This window comes from Spirosoma fluviale, assembly GCF_900230225.1.
Taxonomy (GTDB): domain Bacteria; phylum Bacteroidota; class Bacteroidia; order Cytophagales; family Spirosomataceae; genus Spirosoma; species Spirosoma fluviale.
In genome coordinates, this window is record NZ_OCNH01000001.1 from 2,606,445 (window position 1) to 2,627,222 (window position 20,778).

Consider the following 20,778-nt stretch of genomic DNA (forward strand, 5'->3'; position numbering starts at 1 on the left):
ATGGCATCGACTCCTGTTTCCCTTCATACATTTGTTACTCAGCCGTACTCGTCTGCTCCGGCTAACCCTACGGATGCCAGCAAGTATCCAAAACTTACCATCGTTACCCCGTCTTACAATCAGGCACAGTACCTGGAGCGCACCATCCTGAGCGTATTGAATCAGCAATATCCGAATCTGGAATATTTTATCATGGATGGGGGCTCTACCGATGGCAGTGTGGATATTATAAAAAAGTATGAACCCTACCTGGCTGGCTGGGTAAGTGAAAAGGATAAAGGGCAAACGGATGCCATAAACAAAGGCTTCAAACGAGCAACCGGCGACTACGTCGCTTTTCAAAACTCCGACGATGTCTTTGCTCCAGACGCGTTTCATCGGGTTGCCCAGGCCTGGCGCAAAGCACCGGATACGGACGTTTTTTTTGGAGATATGTACATCACCAATGAAACTGACGTTATTCTGGAAGAAATGCGGGCACCGGCTTTTTGCGCAGAATGCCATATTTACGAAGGAATGCAGGTGTTTAATCAGTCGCTGTTTATCCGCCGGGAGCAATTACTCCGACTGGGCATGCTCGACGAAAGCCTGCGCTTTGTGATCGACTATGAGATTGTTGCCCGATTAGGCGTTCAGCCCGGTATGCGTTTTCAACACGTTGACGGATTCTGGGGCGGGTTTCGGGTACAGCCCGACGCGAAGTCGTCTACCATTGCGGCCACTGTGGGCCTTCAGGAACACAGGCAGATAAAAGAGAAATACCAGCCGATGTTAACTTCACGTCTGGGAGCCTCTTTCTGGCAACGTTATTGTCGACTACGCAAGCTGATGACTTTCGTGCTCAAAGGTGAGTTCGCCTACGTACGGCATCGCCTTCGTCTGAATAAATAGAATGTCAATAGGTGTACACAAGCGCGTATCCTTACGTCTAATCGACACCGTTGACCTCAACCCTATTAATTGAGTCCAACTTATGAACACATTCATTCGCTTTGTACAAACACTCGACTATATGCGAATGGTGGTCGGTATTTGTATTCTTCTGGATGGTTACCCCTTGATTTTCTTTTTCCGGGAAACCCTGAAACTCGCACCCGGCAGCACTGCGTTTACGGCAGTGGCGCTGGCGGGCGGACTGGTAATGATGGTGCCCTTTACGTTACTTCGCCGATTGTATCGCCCGAATATGATGATGCTTACGCTGGGAATTTGCTACATCCTGCTCAGCATTTTTTACATGTTCTTATTTAATGCTTATCCAAACTTCCCGGATTATGATCGGGACATGATTTACTTCGCGTACGTTTTGATCTTTTTGTTCCTGCTCATTAACATACCGAATGAGATCATCCGGGTCTTTATTCCGATAGTCGTCTTATTTACGCTGCTGTCCAACCTGGGTTTGATTTATGCGCTGATCACCGATCCCACCTGGGCCATCGGTCAGCGGGCCACCATTACGCTTAATAATGGCGATGAGGGATCAGGCAACCCCCACGTTTTTTCTCGAAATGCCTACATGGGCGTCATTGCCTGTGCCATTGGCCTCTTACGGCCGCAGTCGAACATCCTGTTCAAGTTACTTTGCTTTTTTGCCGGGGTACTTAATATCGCTGTTCTGGTGCTTACTCAAACCCGGTCCGGCATTCTGGCCTTCATCCTGGCAACGATCCTGTTCATGTATTTCCACGTTCGTCCAACAGAGATTCGTTCGGCGGTTCGTAGCCTCGTCAAGCCTGTACCTATTTTTATCATGGTTGTGGGAGTAATGGGAGTCATCTATTTCTTCCAGCGCAACTTCACGGCTTACCTGGTTTTGTACGACTATGTTTCCAGCTTTTTAGAGCGTAACCTGGAAAATGTCTACGCGCTTTTCGGGCAGAAGGCGCAAGGGACAGAATATAAAGCCGTACTCGACGACTCGGCCGCTAACCGAACCGTTGGTCTGACATTCCTTCGCAACCTGATGGGGCCTAAAATATATATGCTCATTTTAGGCTACGGCTACAAATTCCAGTACTTCGATGTGCCTATTCTGGAAGCATTCGTCAATCAGGGTCTTCTGGGTTTATTAACATTCGGGGGCATTAATGGCATGGCCCTTTATTACTCTGTTCGCAACATGCGCACAAATCCGAATCAGTTAAATACGTTTCTTGCCTATTTTTATCTGCTTCTGATTGTACAGCTCTTTACAAATGGGCGGCCAACCGAAATTTCCTATTGGTTTCCGCTTTCGTTGATGATCCGGTTTATGGGCGTCGAACACCTGTTTCCCGCCCATCTTACCAACCATGCCGTTAACCATACACAAGATCAATTTATTGTTGTGCCTTCCGCTGAACCAGTCTGATGCGTATTCTTATCGTTCATAATCTATTATGGGCTCACTATAAATCAACCGTATTTCAGGCGTTACAACAACTGGTTAACCAGCAGGAAAATACTTCGGTGCGCGTCCTGCAAATTGCCCGTAATGAGCGTTCTCGTGCCAGTCTGGAAGCACTAACTGACGAAACAACACCGACTTATGTATACGAGCATGAATTGTTGTTCGACCGGTATTTAGAAGATATCGGCCTGGTTGAACGAGTGCGGGCTTTACTTCAGCGAACGAGAGCTTACCGACCAGACGTCATTCACCTGACGGGCTATTATGACCCGGCGCAACTCGCCTTGTTAGGCTGGGCCAGGGCAAATGGCGTTCGTGTGGTCATGCAAAACGAAAGTACGGCCTCAGATCATCAGCGAGGGAAATGGAAAGAACTGTTTAAACGCTGGGTCTTTCGTCAGTGCGATGGCTTTTTTTGCTTTGGCAGCCAATCCGCCGACTACCTGTTGCAGTTAGGCGTTCCCTCTGCTAAAATATTGCTCCGAAAAAGTGCGGTGGACAATAACGCCCTTCGGGCTGTTTACCAAAGGACGCTCCCAAATCGGGCAAGCCTCCAACAAACCATGCACTTACGAGCCAAAAATTTCATTTTTGTAGGTCGGCTCATTGAGGCTAAGAATCTACCTGTTTTGATCGATGCGTTTCACCAGGCACTCGAACGCACCCTACATCCGTCAGAATGGGGATTAGTTATACTGGGCGATGGTACTGAACGTAATTCTCTAACTCAACAGATCGACGCGCTGGTGCTGACGGATCAGGTAACTATGTTACCCGGTCGCCCCTGGTTCCGCGTGCCGGAGGTATTGGCCGCGAGCGACGTTCTGGTATTGCCAAGCCGTTCGGAACCGTGGGGATTGGTGGTGAATGAAGCCATGGCCTGTGGGTTGCCCGTTATTGTCTCAGACCGTTGTGGCTGTGTGAAAGACCTCGTACATCACGAAAAGAACGGGTTCATTTTCGACCCGGACCAGCCTGCACAACTCATGCAATACCTTCTTCGGTTCATGGACGGAAACGTGGATGTCAGGCAAATGGGACGGTTCGCCCAGGAGTTCATCGCCCCCTACGCCCCCGAAGTAGTGGCTCAGGAAATGCTTGAGGGCTTTCATAAAATCATGAATTAATCGATATTCCGCAGCATCCATGCGAATTTTAAATATCTGTGCGTACACCTGGCAGTCGGGTGGTCCTCCCAAAATCATTTTCGATCATACGGAGGTAGTTCTCCGCTATGGTCATCAGGTAGACATTCTGAGCCCCGTTTCGCCCGGCGAAAAACCCTATCCTGTTCCGACCGGGGCGCGGCTTATTCTCTGCCAGCGAACACCCGTTATCAGTAAATTTTTTCGCGAATTTTCAATTGAGCTATACCAGTATCTACGAAAGCACGCGCACGAGTACGATATTATTCATTGCCACGGTCTCTGGCATTTTGGCACCCTGGCCCCTTTCATGATTGACCGGACAGTGGCCAAAGTGATTACCATTCATGGGGTGCTTGATCGGTGGGTGTATGCGCACAACAACTGGAAAAAGCAGTTAATGGATTCACTGGCCCAAAAAACGTACCTCCAGCGGGCCGATCTGGTGCAGATCAACAATACCGATGAACAGCAGGATGTGTTGCGTTACCTGGGTCATACGCATCCAAACATCGTCATCATCCCCAACGGGGTTAAAATGAGCGATTTTGTCACGCTGCCGCCTAAGGGTACGTTTCGCCGGAAGTTTAGCCTGCCAACGGACAAAAAGCTGGTGTTATTCATGAGTCGTTTGAATGCAAAGAAAGGGCTCGATCTACTGCTGCCTGGTTTTCGGGAGTATGTTCGTCAGCACCCCGATACCGTGCTGGCGCTGGCTGGCCCTGACGACGGCTATGAAGCAACCACCCGGCAGTTCATCGAACAGAATAACCTCAGCGATTCAATCCGAATGGTGGGTATGCTAACCGGCGATGATAAGAAAGCGGCCCTCGCTGATGCCGATCTGTTTACCCTTCCCTCCTATTCGGAAGGCTTTTCAATGGCTGTGCTAGAAGCTATGGCAGCGGGCACACCCACCCTGGTATCCGATCGGGTTGGCTTTGGCGACGTAATTCGGGAACACAAAGCGGCTGGTGTACTAGCCAGCTTAACGGCGGAAAGTGTAACGGAAGGGCTGGCAGAATTACTTGGCAACGAACAACTGCGCCAGGAAATGGCCCGGAATGCGACGGCCTTACTGAAGAAACAATATGACATCGATGTAGTCGCCAAACAGCTCCTTGACGAATACACGAACGTTTGCAAAAAATAGTAACCTACACCCGCACATCCCGGCGAATGACATTAGCCCAATCAACCTGCCTGTCGGCTTCGGCAAGGTCGACAAATGGGAAATCGAGGAGTAATCGCTGCAATTTGGGCAGACAATTTCCGAGGCCGTAGTACGATTTAAACTGCCGGGCGCGGTTTAAGCCGGGAATCATGGGTTGACCCGGATCAAAGTCGCGGGGGTGAAAGTACGTCATGACGTATTTTGACCGGTTCACTAACCCCTTGATAACTTTATAGGGAAAGAGTCTGAAATAACCGCCACCCGAGAAGATAAGGTCCTGCCCAAACAAAGGTGCGGTATTGATCGGAAACTCTTTGAGCAACGTGCCGTCAATATTCAGATAACCTGGTTCGAACATGTTCAGTGACGTATCGCCCCCATGCGAGCGACGAGCCGAGAAAACCGAGCAGTCAATTTCGATTCCCTGCTCCAGCAAAACCGGAAATACCCAGCGATTGTACTCCTTGATCGAAAACCCGGGAGCTCGGTAAGAACGAACTTTTTTACCGGTCAAATCCTGCAAGTGCTTGATCGACCGTTCCAGGTCTGCCTGGAATTCGGCGGGTGTTTGCTCGTAAGCAAGCTGGTGCGCATAGGAGTGGGTAGCAATCTCGTACCCGGCAGCGTCAATTCGGCGGATTATATCCGGGTGTTTATCGGCAACCCAACCCAGACAAAAAAAAGTAGCCCGGCTTTTAGTATCCTCTAAAAGCTGAAAGATCCGGTCCATGTTATGGTAGATCCGGGTTTCGTATCGACTCCATTCCGTTTCTGTCCGGGTCGAGTCATTATCCAGAAGATGAAACCACTCCTCAATATCAAACGTTAAAATATTCATAATGAAATTGAAAGGGAGGCAGGGGCGAACAAGAACAGGAAGGAGTGCTAGCATCATCCCCTTTACCTCATTAGTCCCTTTCTTCTCCTTTTTCCTTTTAATAAAACCGCTTACCGGCCGCCAGAAAGGCTTTTACATCATCACGCGTGGGGAACGTGAAGTAAGTCATCTGGGATGCATCATTCTCTATTAACTCATAATTACCCGAATGAATTTTTTCAATGGCCTCCAACATGGCATCCATACCCATTTTCTTGGTCACATCAATTAGTTCGGCCTGGGTCATGTTGCCAATGGCAAGTTTCTCCTGCACCAGAATAGGGCCGTTGTCAATGCCTTCGTCTACAAAAAACACGGATACCCCCGTGTGTGTTTCTCCGTTTTTCAATACCCAAAACGACGGCATCAATCCACGGTATTTGGGTAACAGGGCTGTATGCAGGTTTATACACCCGTGGGTAGCGACATCCAGAAGTTTACGCTTGAAAATCTGATTCCCCGCAATGGAAAGAAACAGGTCTGGCTTGTACTCCTTTAGTTTCTCCAGATTCTCGTCTTTATTAATAGTGCCATCAATATGAATGAGGGGAATGTTCCGATCAGCCAGCACCTTGCGCACGTTATTTCGGCTATCTAGTTTTGAGGCTACAAATTTGAAGCCATACCGTACAAAAAACGGCAGACCAAAAATATCGTACGTCTTCTTCATCTTCTCACTAAAGCTTTCGCGCTTGCCAAACGGCGATACGTCGAACACAACTGTTGCTACAACTTCAGCGTAGGGAGGTAAGTTTTTGAGTAAATAATCGATATTACGAGCAAGATAGAACGGGTCATCCTGCGTAAGAATCACAAGGCGCATAAACAAGTATATAACATTGATGCCACAAAACTACACATTCAGACCCGAAAGCCAGTATTCGCTTATCAACGGATAATCAGTTTTCGGCGAATTAAGTGTCCATTTACGGTTTGTACATCCGTGATGTAAAGACCGGCTTCCAAATTATCGAGTGCCAGTGAAATAGCCTTTTTAGGCGTACCACGCCAGGTTTTTACCGCTCTGCCAAATAAGTCACGTACCGTTAACTCAGTAAACAGGGCCTGGTCTGCTTCTACATATAGCGTACGGTCCGATGCCAGTGGATTTGGGTAAATCTGAACAAGAGGTTCGGTTGGCTCGGCACCCAGCACCAGTGGGCGAGCACTGACAACGTTACTGTATGTAGACTCTGAAACCGCACTGAAGGCGCGTAATCGGTAAAAATAAGTACCAAACATGTCCGGCACGTTCGTATCGGTATAGGCACCAACGGTTCCGGCGAAGCTGGCAATTTGTGTAAAATTTGTGGGTGTGCCGGTAGCCCGTTCCAGAATCTGAGTTTGTGCCGTTGGTAAAGCGGTCCAGTTCAATTGTATCTGTTTCTCCGATACTGGTCTGGCAGCCAGCGTAGTTACAGGGGGGATTACATCGGCAATGGCCACGTTATCGAAGGAAAAGGCCCGCATGCCACGGGTATTCCGAAGCGTAGGACCGTCGTAAAATGGCGAAGCGGCATCCGAAAAATAAGCAGGCAGGTAACGGATCGTTTTGGCTGAGGTCGGTTGTTTCAGACTTAGTATAATCCGGTTTCCACTGGCCGAACCACCCGTTACCAGGCCCGACTGCCGGTCCAGATAAAAGAAATCTTTCTGCTCCCGATAAGCGATTTTCGCCCCTGTTGCAAAATTGTAAAAGGTGGTGTCATTTTTCCAGACCATTTGCATCTGATCGTCAAAAACCAGGGTAATGGAATCTTTACGGCTGTTATAAAATACCTTTTTTATATCCGGCGAGTTAATCTGAAGTGTATCCTTCGATCCGTAAATATCGCGGGCAATGAGCCGAAACTGCTCGAAGGCCATTCGTTGGTGCGCCAGACCACTGTAATGAACGCCATCATATCCCGGCGTCCCCACGGTAGCGATGGTTTCTACGTTATTGAACAGGTATTTCGTTCGCCGTTGAAAATCGCGCAGGGCTGCAGCACTATCCTGTGGGTTGTTTAAAATGTTAATCTGGCCTACATAGATGCGGGCGTTGCCGTAATCTTCTCTGAACTGTTTATAGAGGGTAGCAAATTTTGCCGGATACCCAGGCAAGCCACTTCCGGCATCCTCTTCCCCCTGTTTCCAGATAATTGCTTTTGTTTGTTTGGCAACGCCCGCCCACTGGGCCCGATTTAGCAGATCGCCATAGAACGTAATCGGATTAGCATGGTTAATCGAATCACGTATCGATAAGGCACTGATAGGCGTCCCTCCCATAGCGCCGTTAATGACACAGGTAGGAATACCATAATTTTCCAGAATGAGCCGTTGCAGGGTCAAGCCTAACCCGCCAATACTGGCAAAGGGTTGTTTGGCTGGGTACCATCTCATTTGAGAGGGTAAGCCAAGATACGGATAAGCCACATTGCGCATGTACCTGTCATTGAAGTTAAACGAGTACAGCTCATCGAAGTTACTAAGTGCCAGCGCATTGGATTGACCATGTATGATATATACGTCTCCGCAAACAATACGCTGAGGGTTAGCAACCAGAAGTGAATCTGTTCCTTTAAATATATATACCTGAAAGGAATACTCGGCCGGTTCAGCTTTAATGGTGGCCGATAAACTGAACGGGGTATTGCTGTTCGCTGGCTCTAAACTCTGGCTAGCCACGTTTGTCAATACGCCCTCCCGAGCCATCCGCATCGTTATTTTCGTGTAACCGGGCGTATCCATTTTGCCACTTACAACAACCTGGGCCTGACCACTGGCATCACGCGGATATAACTGTAACTCACGGGGTAGCTGATCAAAAATTAGTTGCCCCTGAGCTTGGAAATAGTACAAAAACAATATAACTCCAAGGTAAAGTCTCTTCATTGGCTTTGTTGACTATAAAAAAAGTTATAATATTGTGCGCATTCTTGTTACGCAAACAAGCGGGTAAAAATACATTCTTTTTTCGCATAAAAGAATGAAAACAGGCTTATAGACAGTCTATAGTTCATCTGAGTATGACCGACGTATCAGTCATCATCCTGACACATAACGAGGAAAAACACATTACTCGCTGTATTCAGAGCTTACTGCCATTTACGCATAAAATATTTATTGTCGACTCATTTTCGACTGACAGAACCGTTGAGATTGCCCGTTCGCTGGGTGCTCAGGTGGTTCAAAATGTTTGGGTAAACTACGCCACTCAATTTAATTTTGGCATTACTAATACGCCTTTTCAAACGGGCTGGCTTATGCGGATGGATGCCGATGAGTATGTGATGCCTGAGCTGGCCGACGAAATAAATCGGCGTCTTCATAGCCTCCCGGCTTCTGTTGGGGGTATTTATGTAAAACGTCGGGTGTTCTTCCTGAATCGGTGGATGCGCCACGGTGGTTTTTACCCGATCTGGTTACTGCGGCTTTGGCGACGGGGGGACGGCTTCTGTGAGCAGGTCTGGCACGACGAACACATTAAACTGACCAAAGGGGAGCCCATTCAGTTTGATCATGACATTGTTGACCATAACCTCAATAACCTGACCTGGTGGACGCAAAAGCATAATCATTATACCATTCTGGAAATGATTAATCTGCTCAATTACCGTTATCAGTTCGACAAAGCCGAGACGGTTCAACCCAGGCTGTTTGGAACACAAGAGCAGCGAATCCGGTTTTTAAAAGAGAAGTACGCGTCATTACCCCTCTTTACCCGTCCTATTTTATACTTTATCTATCGGTATTTTATCCGGTTAGGTTTCCTGGATGGCAAGGCGGGCTTTGTCTGGTGTTCCCTACAGGCACTCTGGTACCGTTTTCTGGTCGATGCCAAACTCATGGAGGTAAACATTCGGGTAGGCACCGACAAAGAAGCAATTATCAACTATTTCCGAACGGAATATGGAAAAGACCTTAGACCAGCCCGACCCGAATAAGTCGGTCAGTCCTGAATTAAATACTGACCGGGCAACGGATTCTAACGTTCAGAACGGGAAAACGGATTTTACGAAGTTTAACATCAGCTGGTATAATCCAGGACCACGCTGGAAGGTTATTCTTTGGTTTCTGGTCAATGCTTTTTTCCTGAACACGTATCTCCCCATCCCTATTGCTCTTAAGGTAGCTGTGCTCAGGCTTTTCGGGGCAAAAATTGGTGAGGGTGTCGTCATAAAACCAGCCCTGAATATCAAGTATCCGTGGTTACTTACAGTTGGAAACCAAGTCTGGATTGGCGAGAATGTCTGGATTGATAACCTTAGCAATGTGACCATTGGCAATAACGTTTGTCTATCTCAAGGTGCTATGTTGTTAACTGGTAATCATGACTACTCGCGGTCCACATTTGATCTGACCACTCGGCCGATTATCCTTGAAGACGGGGTCTGGATTGGGGCGAAAGCCATTGTTTGTGCGGGTGTTCGCTGCGAATCACATGCTGTACTGGCCGTTAATTCGGTGGCGACGCATGTGCTCAAGGCGTATGGTATTTATCAGGGGAACCCGGCTGTCTGGGTTCGTCAACGAAACATTAAGGCGTGAAAGTATCAGTTATAACGGTTGTCTACAATGGTGCAGAATTTGTCCGGGATTGTATTGAATCCGTGCTCAGCCAGACGTACACCAACATCGAATATATTATTGTTGATGGTAAATCGACCGATGGAACGGTAGCAATCATTGAGTCGTACGGTAGTAAAATAGTCAAATTCATATCTGAACCAGACAAAGGCCTGTACGATGCCATGAATAAGGGAATCCAGATGGCAACCGGCGACGTAATTGGCTTGTTGAATGCCGATGATTTTTACCGTCATGACCGTGTCATAGAAAACATGGTTGCTACCTTTGAGCGTACGGACAGCGATGCAGTATATGGCGATATGCTTTATGTAGACCGAACAGACATTAAAAAGCTCAGACGTTACTGGCGTTCGGGCTGGTACAGTGAAAATGCATTCCTTTGGGGATGGATGCCCGGACACCTCTCGTTCTTTGCCAAGCGGTGGATGTATTTGCAACATGGCTTATTTCGGTTAGACATGAAGAGTGCCGCCGACTATGAACTGATGTTACGATTCATTCACAAGCATAAAGCTAAACTAGCTTACATGGACGAGGTGACGATCGTTATGCGGGTTGGTGGGATCAGCAACAGTAGCCTACAAAACCGCCTTCGCGCTAATCGGGAAGACCAGTTGGCCTGGCAATTGAATGGGTTAAAACCTTATTTTTTTACATTTTGGCTTAAGCCTTTACGTAAATTGAAACAATATATTACCAAGCCGCCAGCAATAAATGTTAAGTAACTAAACATGCCGTTAGATCAGATTTCGCAGGTATGAATAGGTAAAACCACAATTTTTACGCTCCTTCGACTCCCAAACCAGATGACCGGTTTACGTAGGTAGCGTTATTTTTCGAGTTGTTTTTAACACTCATCGAGCCTATAAGCTTGATAGTCATTAAACGCCCCACCTTATGAATGTTGATTTATTAATTGCATACCTGCAAAATAAATTCAATGATGAAGCATTTACGATTGGCCTTTATCAGTGTGTACTGTCATTTTTAGTAGCCTGTTTTGTGGCTGTAATCGCCATTCCTGTTGTAATTAAGATTTCTGAACTGAAATCGCTGATGGAAAAACCCGGCGAACGCCGGTCTCACTCCACACCAACGCCCACCTTTGGTGGTATTGCCATCTTTGCCGCTATTCTGATCGGCTATTTTCTATGGCCCAGCCTTGACAGGGCAGATCTTTACAGCACCTATAGTACCAACCTATCCATTGTTGGCATGACCATCCTGTTCTTTATTGGCATTAAGGATGATCTGGTTGGCATCGATCCGGCAAAAAAACTGATGTTTCAGGTGCTGGCTGCCATGATTTTAATCCTGTTTGGTGATTTACGGGTCGACTACCTGTATGGCATTATGGGATTTCACCACATACAGCCAGTGGTGGGCGTGGTGTTAACCTGCTTCATTTTTATCGCTTTGACCAATGCCATCAATCTGATTGATGGCATTGATGGGTTAGCGGGCGGCATTTCAACCATTGCCAGTGCCACGTTTGGCGGCTGGTTTTTACTGACAAATCATTTTACGATGGCGTGTCTGGCCTTTACGATGGCTGGGGCTTTGCTGGGCTTTTTACGGTTTAACTTCTCAAAAACCAGCAAAATTTTCATGGGTAATACCGGCTCGCTGATAATCGGCTTTATGCTGGCTTTCTTCGCCGTTCGGTTCGTTAACTTAAATGCCGCTTACCGCTACGAACCTACCGCCTTCTTCAACGCCCCGATTATTGCGATTGTCATTTTGATCGTACCAATTTTTGATACCTTGCGGGTCTTTCTGGTCAGAATCCTTGCTGGCCGGTCACCTTTTTCGGCCGACCGGAACCACATGCACCATATTCTGCTGGATAATGGGCTGTCTCATGCCGGAGCAACGGCCGTTCTGTGTGGTATTTCACTTTTCAACACCATCTTATTTCTGTTTCTGCACCGCAACATTTCCAACACACTATCCCTGGTAATACTGGGCTGTATGTTCGGCTTGTATATGATCGTGAGCTTTACGCTTAAAATGCGGGTGATGTACGTTTCAACCCATCCGCGCCGACGAAAGGCCGTGTTACGGAGAGAGTTGCAGAATGGAATTGTTGGACGACGTATCGTAGACTACTTATAATCGAACCTGAATTCATAGAAAAAAGCCCTTCTAGCAGTCGAAGGGCTTTTTTCTATGAACGGCCTCAGGATAATAGCTCTTTTTTCTCAATCCCTTCGGGATTTCCTTCCAGCACAGTTTTGGCGGTCTTGACCACGTTGTCTACCGTGAAACCAAAGTAGGCCATCACTTCTTCGGCGGGGCCAGATAAGCCAAAGCGGTTCATACTAACGGTCGTGCCCTCGTCCGTTACATATTTGTGCCAGCCAATTGGTGAGCCCATTTCAACCGCCAGCCGCTTACGAACCGATGGCGGCAATACTTCATGATGATACGCCTGATCCTGTTTCTCGAACAACTCCCAGGAGGGCATACTCACAACCCGCGCCCGAATACCCTGCTTCTTGAGTTCGGTCTGCGCTTCCAGCACCAAAGACACTTCAGAACCTGTGGCAATTAGAATCAGATCGGGTATTCCTCCTTCAGCTTCGCTCAAAATATAGGCTCCTTTCTCAAGACCGCGTGCCGAGCCGTATTTTTCCTGATCCAGTACGGGTAGCTTCTGGCGGGAGAGTATCAGCACTACCGGAGTCTTCGGCTGCTGCAGGGCCACGCGCCAGGCTTCAACGGTTTCGTTGGCGTCGGCAGGTCGCAATACAATGATATTAGGTATCGTGCGCAGCGAAACGACTTGTTCAACGGGCTGGTGAGTAGGCCCGTCTTCGCCTAAACCGATGCTGTCGTGCGTAAACACGAACGTTGCCGAAGACTCTGCCAAAGCTGTTAGCCGGATGGCTCCCCGCATGTAATCGGAGAAATTCAGGAAGGTACCACCGTAGGGATGCACGCCACCGTGCTGGGCCATGCCATTCAAGGCCGCGCCCATAGCATGTTCGCGCACCCCGAACCAGATATTCGAATTACCGTAATGACCGGGCTGAAAACTGATGTCACCCTTCGTTGGCATCTCATTGGAAGAAGCCAGATCGGCGGAGCCACCAAAAAGATAAGGAACTCGTTTTTTCAGCGCTTCCAGTGCTTTGCCAGACGCCTGCCGGGTAGCCAATGGCCCATCAGCCGGAGCAAATTTGGGTAGATCGGCCTCCCAATCACTCGGAAATTTCCCCGTAAATGATACGTCAAATAGCTGAGCCTGATCGGCAAACTGGCTTTTATAGGCATCAAACCGTTTTTGCCAATCGGCCTGTAGGTCGGCACCCCGATTTCCGGCTTCCAGTAAATGAGGCTTTACTTCATCGGGAATGAAGAATGTTTTATCAGGATCAAACCCATAAAACGCTTTGGTTTTCCGTAGATTTTCATCGCCCAATGGGCTGCCGTGTACTTTGCTGGTCCCTTCCATTGGGCTGCCAAAGCCGATAACCGTTCGCACGGCAATGATAGAAGGCCGGTTCGTTTCGGCTTGGGCTGCGCGTATAGCCTGCTCAATGGCCTCAAGATCGTTCCCATCGGCCACGTGTTGCGTATGCCAGCCATAGGCATCGAAGCGCGCCATCCGGTCTTCGGTAAATGCCAGATTGGTAGGACCATCCAGCGAAATCAGGTTGTCGTCGTACAAATAAATAAGTTTTCCCAGCTTCAGGTGCCCCGCCAGGGAGGCAGCTTCAGACGCGATGCCTTCCATCAGATCGCCATCACTGACAATGGAATAAGTGTAGTGATCCATGACCGTGTGGCCATCCCGATTGTAGGTTGCGGCTAGAAATGCTTCGGCTATGGCCATACCCACCCCATTGGCAAACCCCTGCCCAAGCGGGCCGGTAGTCACCTCAATACCTGGAGTCAGGTTCGACTCGGGGTGACCTGGCGTGCGGGAATGAGTCTGCCGAAAAGCCTTTACGTCATCGAGCGACAGGTCATATCCGTACAGATGTAACAGGCTGTATAACAAGGCCGAACCGTGCCCGGCCGACAGCACAAACCGATCCCGATCCGGCCAGTGCGGGTCTTTTGGATTGAACCGCAAAAAGCGCGACCAGAGAACATAGGCCATGGGAGCCGCACCAAGGGGCAGGCCGGGGTGTCCAGAATTAGCTTTCTGAACCGCATCAACCGACAAAAGCCGGATGGTATTGATACTGAGTTGGTCGAGATCAACCGATTGAGTGGTCATAACGAAAAAAGGCAAACGTTGAAAAATGATCCGATGTTACTGCCGCAGCTATCCAGCCGACTAACAGCATTTATAAATAAACTGTCAAACACAAAAGAAGATTGAAAAAACTTAGCGACCCGACAAAAACAGGCTGATTTACAAGCCGTTAGTCTAACCAATTAGTTAGCAATAGTAGCGTTGACCAGCCCTGAACCGGCAACTTTCGGGACCTTATACTACTCTGATTCAACAATATACCCTTTTCAGTAGCCTGTTCAGGTTCGTTACAGACTAAAACCAGTCATGCATTTTATAGACATCTTATGGATTACCTTTCTTGAATCAATACAGCTGACTTCCTGTATGATTTGCCAAATCTGTACCGAATTTTGCGCTAAATTGCCTTCAATCGATAACCGTAAAAAGGCGTTCTCTATTGACGTCCCACCCTAAATGAAAGGAAGCGAATTAGACTTATTCCTCAGTATAGGCTATTTTCGGATGCAGCAGGAGGTGTTCACCTGCCAGTATATTGTTTTTAACGATACCCTCTGCCCGGTACACTGGCTAAGGCTGTCACTGGCCAGAATTACATTCGGTCCAAAGCAATCCCGACTACTTCGCATCAACGAAAAGTTTTCAGTAACTGTCCAGCCATTTGTGTTAACTCCAGAAATTGAATCACTGTATGCGCTCTACAAAAAGTCGGTCGATTTTGACGCCCCGCTTTCGGTTGAATTCTGGTTACTGAACGGAGCACTGAAATCCGGATTCGATACCTATGCCATTGAAGTACGTGATGGCAACAGGCTCATTGCTGTAGGGATATTCGATAACGGAGAAACCAGTATTGCGGGCATCATGAATTTTTACCATCCGGACTATCGAAAGCAAAGCCTGGGTAAATACCTTATGCTGCTCAAGGTGAACTACGCCCGGAATCAACAGAAACAGTATTATTATCCCGGCTATCTGGTTAGCTATTACCCAAAGTTCGATTACAAACTATTCCCCTGCGAAGCAGCTACCGAGGTATTCGATGAGAACACCGGCCGATGGCTCCCCTTTTCGTGGGAAACGGTGAACGCGATGGCGACCTTTAAACTAGAGCAACAATAAGGACCCCTGCGTAATTTCAACGGCTTTTGTCTGGCTCCGGTTGTGCGTGGTTCCACCACTAAGGCAACCCCTTACTTTTCACTATTTCACTACCTAGGCTAAAAAGTCAATACAAGTACGGTTGATCGGGCGGTTAAGCATAGATAAATTAGTTTTGTCCTATTATCTTCGACAGTTGAATACGCACTAACCAATGAAAATAAAAAAAGCAGTTATCACAGCAGCCGCTCGTGGGGAACGATTGTATCCGGTAGCCGATACCATTCAAAAAGCCATGCTCCCGGTTATTGATACCGATGGATTACACAAACCAGTCATTCAGGCGATTGCCGAGGAAGCCTTTTTGAGCGGCATCGACGAAATATGCGTCGTTTGTGCCCCCGGTGATGGAGAACGATACATCAACGCCTTCACATCTTTACGAGACAATCTGGTAAAATCGTACAAGGGTGTCGACTGGGCGCGGGAAGAGGCCGAAAAAATTGACAACCTCATCGGCCGAATCCAGTTTACGGAGCAACAGGAACCCCTTGGATACGGTCATGCCGTTTATTGCGCGAAGGAGTTTGTCAATGATGAACCCTTTTTGCTCCTGTTAGGCGACTATCTGTACGTTTCTAACCTCACCCGTAAACGGTGCGCTGCGCAGTTGATTGAACTGGCCATGCAGGAAAATTGCTCTGTCTCGGCGGTTAACCCAACCATCGAGCATCAGATAGGCCGTTACGGCACCCTGACCGGCAAACATGTGCCCAATATGACAGGTGTATATCAGATCGAAAAACTCATTGAGAAGCCGTCGCTAAGCGTTGCCGAACTCGAATTACAAACACCCGGTTTGCGCGTGGGTTACTACCTCTGCTTCTTCGGTATGCACGTGTTGACACCTACGGTTTTCTCTCTGCTGGAGAAGCAATTAACGGAGGGCAGCAAAAACGTGCTGTTAACCCCGGCCCTTCAGGCATTAGCCGATACTGAAAAATACCTGGCGCTGGAAGTGAAAGGAAATCGGTACGACTTAAGCGGACGTCAGGGCCTGCTGCGGGCGCAGATGGCGCTGGGACTAGCGGGTGTAGCCCATGACGAAACCCTGACCTCTATGGTTGAACTGCTGGCCGAAGCAAATACCCGAAAGGCACAACAGGTTCAATAAGGCACTTTTGTCATCTCGAAGCTTCCTATTAGTTTCCTAGCATCAATCAACATGAATGTTTTTATAGAAACAATTACTTCTGCTGATTCCTCTGCCCGTAATCGATCCTTTTTTGAGTTAAGCCGAAATTTATCTGCCAAAGATTTACTGAAAGCCCTCCGCGAACTGGATGAGTTCAGAAAATCGACGCCGAACCTGTACGACAAAGTCAGGGCAATTCTCTTCCTGTATGCCGGTTTTCGCTTTTTCCTGATGGAAGACAAAGCAACCCCGGCCATCGGCAAAATTCCTTACGCCGGTTTTGAAGATCTGTTGTCTCGCCGGTTTGAACAGGCCATCGTTGCTTTTTTGCAGGATCTGGACCGTCATGGGCCTAATGCCACGTTGTTCAGTGCGTTAGCCGACAGTTATCATCAGTTATCTTTCCAGATTCTGGCCGATCAGGTTCGTAAGAGCGTTCGCTCCAGCAAAGGCAATCAGTGGATGTTTCGGGTTGGGCATCAGGCAGAGCACCCAATCCGTATTCACCCAAACCTGTTGCAACGGCCGGAAAACTCGCTTTTCTACCCAATCCTGCACGAACAAACATCGGTACGGATGGACTTAACCCACAGTGGCTGGTCCGATATTTTCTTTCTGGGAATGGACTACCCCGAAGGAGCCAGGGTTATCAATATCTCGATTGACCTGGGCGTCTTTGGCCGCGACAAAGACATTCGGCCACCGCTGCACTGTTACGTGCGGGTTATCTCAGAGCCAGTGCTGCGTCTGACCAGTGTTGATCTGAACACCACCAAAGATATCCACGACCTTGCCGATCTGTTCAATTTTGGCAATGATTACCTGAGTCTGGTTAAGGCCGGGGTTATTGCCTCTGGCCTGATTCCGCCTTCGTTTGAAGGCACCAACCAGTCGCTGGCCGAAATCCTGACCCGTATCGTGGCCCCTGGTATGGGCATTGAACTGGTTACGAAAGTAAACGACATTCCGAAGGGCTCCCGTTTTGCGGTTTCCACAAACCTATTGGGGTCCATCATTAGTTTGCTGATGCGCGCAACCGGACAAACACAAAATCTGGAAGGCGGCTTGCTGGAAAGTGAACGGCGTCTGGTAGCATCGAGGGCTATTCTGGGCGAATGGATTGGTGGCTCTGGTGGTGGCTGGCAGGATTCCGGGGGCGTTTGGCCGGGTATCAAAGCCATTCAGGGTACGTTTGCGCAGGAAGGTGACCCCGAGTCAGGTATCAGCCGGGGCACACTCCTCCCCCGTCACCGCGTGCTGGAAGGCAACGAAGTACATCCGGAAATTCAGGAGAAAATCATGAACTCGCTGGTGCTGATGCACGGCGGCATGGCCTCCAACGTTGGTCCGATTCTGGAGATGGTTACCGAAAAGTATCTCCTCCGGGGTGACAAGGAATGGGCTGCCCGTCAGCAAACGAACCAAATCTTCGACAATATCCTGGGGGCCATCAAGGAAGGCGACATCCGGAAACTGGGCGAAAATACCGCCCGTAACTGGGAATTCCCCATCAAAACGATCATCCCCTGGGCGTCTACGTATTTCACCGAGCAGATCATTGCCAAAGCCAAACAGCAGATTGGTGAAGATTACTACGGTTTCCTGATGCTGGGGGGTATGTCTGGCGGGGGTATGGGGATGTTCGTTAACCCGGACCGCTATGAAGAGTACAAGTTACAGGTGCTGGAGATGCTCCGTAAAACAAAAAACGAGCTATCAGACTCCCTCCCCTTTGCCATGGAGCCCGTGGTCTACAACTGGAGCATTAACTCAAGAGGGACCTGGGCAACGCTGCAGGAGGGGAATCAGGCTCTGATGCCGGAACAGTATTACGGTATTCAGGTGTCGGAACTGGTGCGCAAAGACCCCAGTTCTATTCCCTATGTTCGCCGGGCAGAAATAGATTACTTTACCACCTATTGCGACCAGAATAATCTGGCCTATCCGTTACTGCGCACCATCGTCAGCAATCTTTTTAAAGTATCTGATCCCACCTCACAGGGTAACCGGAGCGCCGAAAACGACAAAGCCGACCGCATAAAAAAAGAAAACGGGTTCGATTACATACAGCACGGCGAAATTCGGGAAGAACTTCAGAAAGGCCGCATCGGGCTGGCCCGCAACCGACTGTCGGCTGAAACAACCATTGAGGACGTTCTTCCGGAAGATCTGGTGCAGTTCGATTCGCTGGCAGCTTCAACCCAGGCGGGTGAACAGGCCATCAGGTCAGGTAAGGTTGCGATCATGAGTCTGGCTGCCGGTGTTGGTAGCCGCTGGACCAAAGGGGCCGGTGTGATCAAGGCCATTAATCCGTTCGTTGACATGGACGGGGAGCACCGGAGTTTTCTGGAAATCCACATGGCCAAAACCCGAAAAGTAGCTGAGCGATACAACGCGACTATTCCGCACCTTGTGGCAACCAGCTACCTGACACATGAGCCTATTCGAAAAAAGCTGGAGCAGACGGGCAACTTTGGTTATCACGGACCCGCTTTCCTATCGCCGGGTCGTTCGATTGGGCAGCGTTTTGTGCCGATGGAACGCGATTTGCGATTTATGTGGGAAGAAATGCCGCAGGAAACGCTGGATGAAAACAAGCAGAAGGTGCGTGATGCCGTGCGCCAGTCGATGATTGCCTGGGCAAAGGCAAAAGGTGAAGGCACCGATTATGTCGATAACATTGCCGCACAGCGGTTTTCTCCGCTGGGTCACTGGTACGAAGTATCGAACCTGCTACGGAATGGTACTTTGGCGAAGCTACTCGCCGACAATCCACAGGTAGAAACCATCATGCTCCATAACATTGATACCCTCGGTGCCAATATAGACCCCGCCGTTCTGGGTTATCACCTCGAATCGGACAATGCGCTTACATTCGAGGTAGTCCCCCGTCGGATTGAGGATCGGGGGGGTGGACTTGCCCGGGTAAATGGCCATGTCCGCCTGCTGGAAGGTTTAGCGCAGCCCCGTGAAGACGACGAGCTGAATCTAAGCTACTACAACACCATGACGACCTGGATTCAGATTGATCCATTGCTTCAGCTATTCGGCTTGAGTCGTGCTGATCTGCAAAACGGCGACGAAGCGCAACTGGCCAAAGCCGTACGGAGTATTGGCCACCGCATTCCTACTTATGTTACCATCAAGGATGTAAAATATCGTTGGGGCCATGGTCAGGAAGATATTTACCCCGTGGCACAGATTGAAAAGTTATGGAGCGATATGTCGGCACTAGCCGATGTCAAATGCGGCTATATTGCGGTTCCCAGATACCGAGGGCAGCAGATGAAAGACCCGGCTCAGCTAGACTCATGGGTTACTGACGGCAGTAAAGACTATGTAGCTTCGCTCTGCACATTTGCTACCGGCCAATCTGCGAAGCAATTGTAAACAAACTGGTCCCATCGTCGTTTGGTGGCCTAAAGAACAACCTGTTTGTTCTTTAGGCCATGTTTTTTATGCGACTTTATAAATAACCAAAACAGCGCATATGATAATCTGCCCCTTCCCAATGATTTATAAAAGTTACATATTTCACCATTAACTACCTTTAAGTAAACTAGTAATAAATATTTATTGGATGGTAAAATTAAATCTCTGAGAAATACGAATTTGCATCTACTATTTCACTGTAACTTAATTCACATGATTATTATCTGTTTTAAATATTTTGATTCTTTAGGCGACCTACAGGAATGTAGCTATGGAGGCCCAAATCTAGAATCTGGTTTGGATATGTTAACCGAGTTGATGAATCATGGGTGGAAATTGATTGATGTTCGGATAATTGGCACCAACAAGAATCTGATCAGTCTACCATTAAATGCCTTTGATGGAAATTACTTTAGTGGCCCCTTAGACAAACTTCGGCAGGAGTGGGAAGATATTTTACTTCCGGTTGCCTGAAGATTTAACCCGATCCTGATGTGCAGTTGCCGACCGGTTCTCCCGTACATCCTACTACCTCAATGTTATTATGGAAGAAAGTTATATCCTTTAATATGTCTTAACAGGAATTAATGAGTGATTGAAGGGCTTGCAGTAATTCCGGCTACTCTGTAGATCGCTCATTAATTCCTATGGTTTGTATTATATCAGTATAACTTGTTTCAACG

General features: G+C 48.3%; 16 protein-coding genes. 12 read left to right on the forward strand and 4 right to left on the reverse strand.

Going from position 1 to position 20,778, the window contains the following annotated elements; all coding sequences use genetic code 11:
• The 4 genes from CRO74_RS10720 (at position 1) to CRO74_RS10735 (ending at position 4,690) form a co-directional block, all read left to right on the forward strand.
• The gene (locus CRO74_RS10720; RefSeq protein ID WP_097125928.1) at positions 1–891 is read left to right on the forward strand and encodes a glycosyltransferase family 2 protein; all 891 of its coding nucleotides are present in this window, start codon (positions 1–3) and stop codon (positions 889–891) included.
• 82 nt (positions 892–973) lie between these two features.
• On the forward strand, positions 974–2,353 hold the full coding sequence (locus CRO74_RS10725; RefSeq protein ID WP_097125929.1) for an O-antigen ligase family protein: 1,380 nt from the start codon (positions 974–976) through the stop codon (positions 2,351–2,353).
• Positions 2,353–3,519 carry a glycosyltransferase gene (locus CRO74_RS10730; protein WP_097125930.1) on the forward strand — a complete coding sequence of 389 codons (1,167 nt, stop codon included), beginning with the start codon at positions 2,353–2,355 and terminating at the stop codon, positions 3,517–3,519. Before CRO74_RS10725 ends, CRO74_RS10730 begins: the two co-directional genes overlap by 1 nt.
• A 19-nt stretch (positions 3,520–3,538) precedes the next feature.
• The gene (locus CRO74_RS10735) at positions 3,539–4,690 is read left to right on the forward strand and encodes a glycosyltransferase (RefSeq protein ID WP_097125931.1); all 1,152 of its coding nucleotides are present in this window, start codon (positions 3,539–3,541) and stop codon (positions 4,688–4,690) included.
• Positions 4,691–4,694: 4 nt separating this feature from the next.
• Here the strand turns inward: CRO74_RS10735 and CRO74_RS10740 are convergent, their stop codons facing one another.
• The 3 genes from CRO74_RS10740 to CRO74_RS10750 form a co-directional block, all read right to left on the reverse strand.
• Positions 4,695–5,549 carry a polysaccharide deacetylase family protein gene (locus tag CRO74_RS10740; protein ID WP_097126099.1) on the reverse strand — a complete coding sequence of 285 codons (855 nt, stop codon included), beginning with the start codon at positions 5,547–5,549 and terminating at the stop codon, positions 4,695–4,697.
• A gap of 97 nt (positions 5,550–5,646) precedes the next feature.
• Positions 5,647–6,411, reverse strand: a complete 765-nt coding sequence (locus CRO74_RS10745; RefSeq protein WP_097125932.1) for a methionyl-tRNA formyltransferase — start codon at positions 6,409–6,411, stop codon at positions 5,647–5,649.
• A 65-nt stretch (positions 6,412–6,476) separates the two neighbouring features.
• Positions 6,477–8,429 (reverse strand): sialate O-acetylesterase, encoded by a 1,953-nt coding sequence (locus CRO74_RS10750; protein WP_245877805.1) that lies wholly within the window; start codon positions 8,427–8,429, stop codon positions 6,477–6,479.
• Positions 8,430–8,596: 167 nt separating this feature from the next.
• On the opposite strand from CRO74_RS10750, the gene CRO74_RS10755 reads away from it, so the two are divergent.
• The 4 genes from CRO74_RS10755 to CRO74_RS10770 all read left to right on the forward strand — a co-directional run bounded on the left by CRO74_RS10755 (position 8,597) and on the right by CRO74_RS10770 (position 12,275).
• Positions 8,597–9,514, forward strand: a complete 918-nt coding sequence (locus CRO74_RS10755; protein WP_097125934.1) for a glycosyltransferase family 2 protein — start codon at positions 8,597–8,599, stop codon at positions 9,512–9,514.
• Positions 9,480–10,118 (forward strand): WcaF family extracellular polysaccharide biosynthesis acetyltransferase, encoded by a 639-nt coding sequence (locus CRO74_RS10760; protein ID WP_097126100.1) that lies wholly within the window; start codon positions 9,480–9,482, stop codon positions 10,116–10,118. Before CRO74_RS10755 ends, CRO74_RS10760 begins: the two co-directional genes overlap by 35 nt.
• On the forward strand, positions 10,115–10,885 hold the full coding sequence (locus CRO74_RS10765; protein WP_097125935.1) for a glycosyltransferase family 2 protein: 771 nt from the start codon (positions 10,115–10,117) through the stop codon (positions 10,883–10,885). Before CRO74_RS10760 ends, CRO74_RS10765 begins: the two co-directional genes overlap by 4 nt.
• Before the next feature lie 172 nt (positions 10,886–11,057).
• Positions 11,058–12,275: a glycosyltransferase family 4 protein gene (locus CRO74_RS10770; RefSeq protein WP_097125936.1), complete on the forward strand. Its 1,218-nt coding sequence runs from the start codon at positions 11,058–11,060 to the stop codon at positions 12,273–12,275.
• A gap of 64 nt (positions 12,276–12,339) precedes the next feature.
• Here the strand turns inward: CRO74_RS10770 and tkt are convergent, their stop codons facing one another.
• Complete coding sequence (tkt, locus tag CRO74_RS10775; protein WP_097125937.1) at positions 12,340–14,388, reverse strand: transketolase; 2,049 nt, start codon at positions 14,386–14,388, stop codon at positions 12,340–12,342.
• A 435-nt stretch (positions 14,389–14,823) separates the two neighbouring features.
• Here tkt and CRO74_RS10780 point away from each other — a divergent pair, with 435 nt between their 5' ends.
• From CRO74_RS10780 to CRO74_RS10795, 4 genes are all read left to right on the forward strand, one after another.
• Positions 14,824–15,489 carry an arginine-tRNA-protein transferase gene (locus CRO74_RS10780; protein WP_097125938.1) on the forward strand — a complete coding sequence of 222 codons (666 nt, stop codon included), beginning with the start codon at positions 14,824–14,826 and terminating at the stop codon, positions 15,487–15,489.
• A 193-nt stretch (positions 15,490–15,682) separates the two neighbouring features.
• Positions 15,683–16,642, forward strand: coding sequence for a UTP--glucose-1-phosphate uridylyltransferase (locus tag CRO74_RS10785; RefSeq protein ID WP_097125939.1), 960 nt, complete (start codon positions 15,683–15,685; stop codon positions 16,640–16,642).
• Between the two features lie 51 nt (positions 16,643–16,693).
• Positions 16,694–20,053 carry a UTP--glucose-1-phosphate uridylyltransferase gene (locus CRO74_RS10790; protein ID WP_097125940.1) on the forward strand — a complete coding sequence of 1,120 codons (3,360 nt, stop codon included), beginning with the start codon at positions 16,694–16,696 and terminating at the stop codon, positions 20,051–20,053.
• Positions 20,054–20,308: 255 nt separating this feature from the next.
• The gene (locus CRO74_RS10795) at positions 20,309–20,569 is read left to right on the forward strand and encodes a hypothetical protein (protein WP_097125941.1); all 261 of its coding nucleotides are present in this window, start codon (positions 20,309–20,311) and stop codon (positions 20,567–20,569) included.
• Positions 20,570–20,778: the final 209 nt, after the last annotated feature.

Coding starts and splice junctions, on each gene's coding strand:
- CRO74_RS10720 (WP_097125928.1), top strand. CDS start 1: ATGGCATCGACTCCTGTTTCCCTTCATACATTTGTTACTCAGCCGTAC.
- CRO74_RS10725 (WP_097125929.1), top strand. CDS start 974: ATGAACACATTCATTCGCTTTGTACAAACACTCGACTATATGCGAATG.
- CRO74_RS10730 (WP_097125930.1), top strand. CDS start 2,353: ATGCGTATTCTTATCGTTCATAATCTATTATGGGCTCACTATAAATCA.
- CRO74_RS10735 (WP_097125931.1), top strand. CDS start 3,539: ATGCGAATTTTAAATATCTGTGCGTACACCTGGCAGTCGGGTGGTCCT.
- CRO74_RS10740 (WP_097126099.1), bottom strand. CDS start 5,549: ATGAATATTTTAACGTTTGATATTGAGGAGTGGTTTCATCTTCTGGAT.
- CRO74_RS10745 (WP_097125932.1), bottom strand. CDS start 6,411: ATGCGCCTTGTGATTCTTACGCAGGATGACCCGTTCTATCTTGCTCGT.
- CRO74_RS10755 (WP_097125934.1), top strand. CDS start 8,597: ATGACCGACGTATCAGTCATCATCCTGACACATAACGAGGAAAAACAC.
- CRO74_RS10760 (WP_097126100.1), top strand. CDS start 9,480: ATGGAAAAGACCTTAGACCAGCCCGACCCGAATAAGTCGGTCAGTCCT.
- CRO74_RS10770 (WP_097125936.1), top strand. CDS start 11,058: ATGAATGTTGATTTATTAATTGCATACCTGCAAAATAAATTCAATGAT.
- tkt (WP_097125937.1), bottom strand. CDS start 14,388: ATGACCACTCAATCGGTTGATCTCGACCAACTCAGTATCAATACCATC.
- CRO74_RS10780 (WP_097125938.1), top strand. CDS start 14,824: ATGAAAGGAAGCGAATTAGACTTATTCCTCAGTATAGGCTATTTTCGG.
- CRO74_RS10785 (WP_097125939.1), top strand. CDS start 15,683: ATGAAAATAAAAAAAGCAGTTATCACAGCAGCCGCTCGTGGGGAACGA.
- CRO74_RS10790 (WP_097125940.1), top strand. CDS start 16,694: ATGAATGTTTTTATAGAAACAATTACTTCTGCTGATTCCTCTGCCCGT.
- CRO74_RS10795 (WP_097125941.1), top strand. CDS start 20,309: ATGATTATTATCTGTTTTAAATATTTTGATTCTTTAGGCGACCTACAG.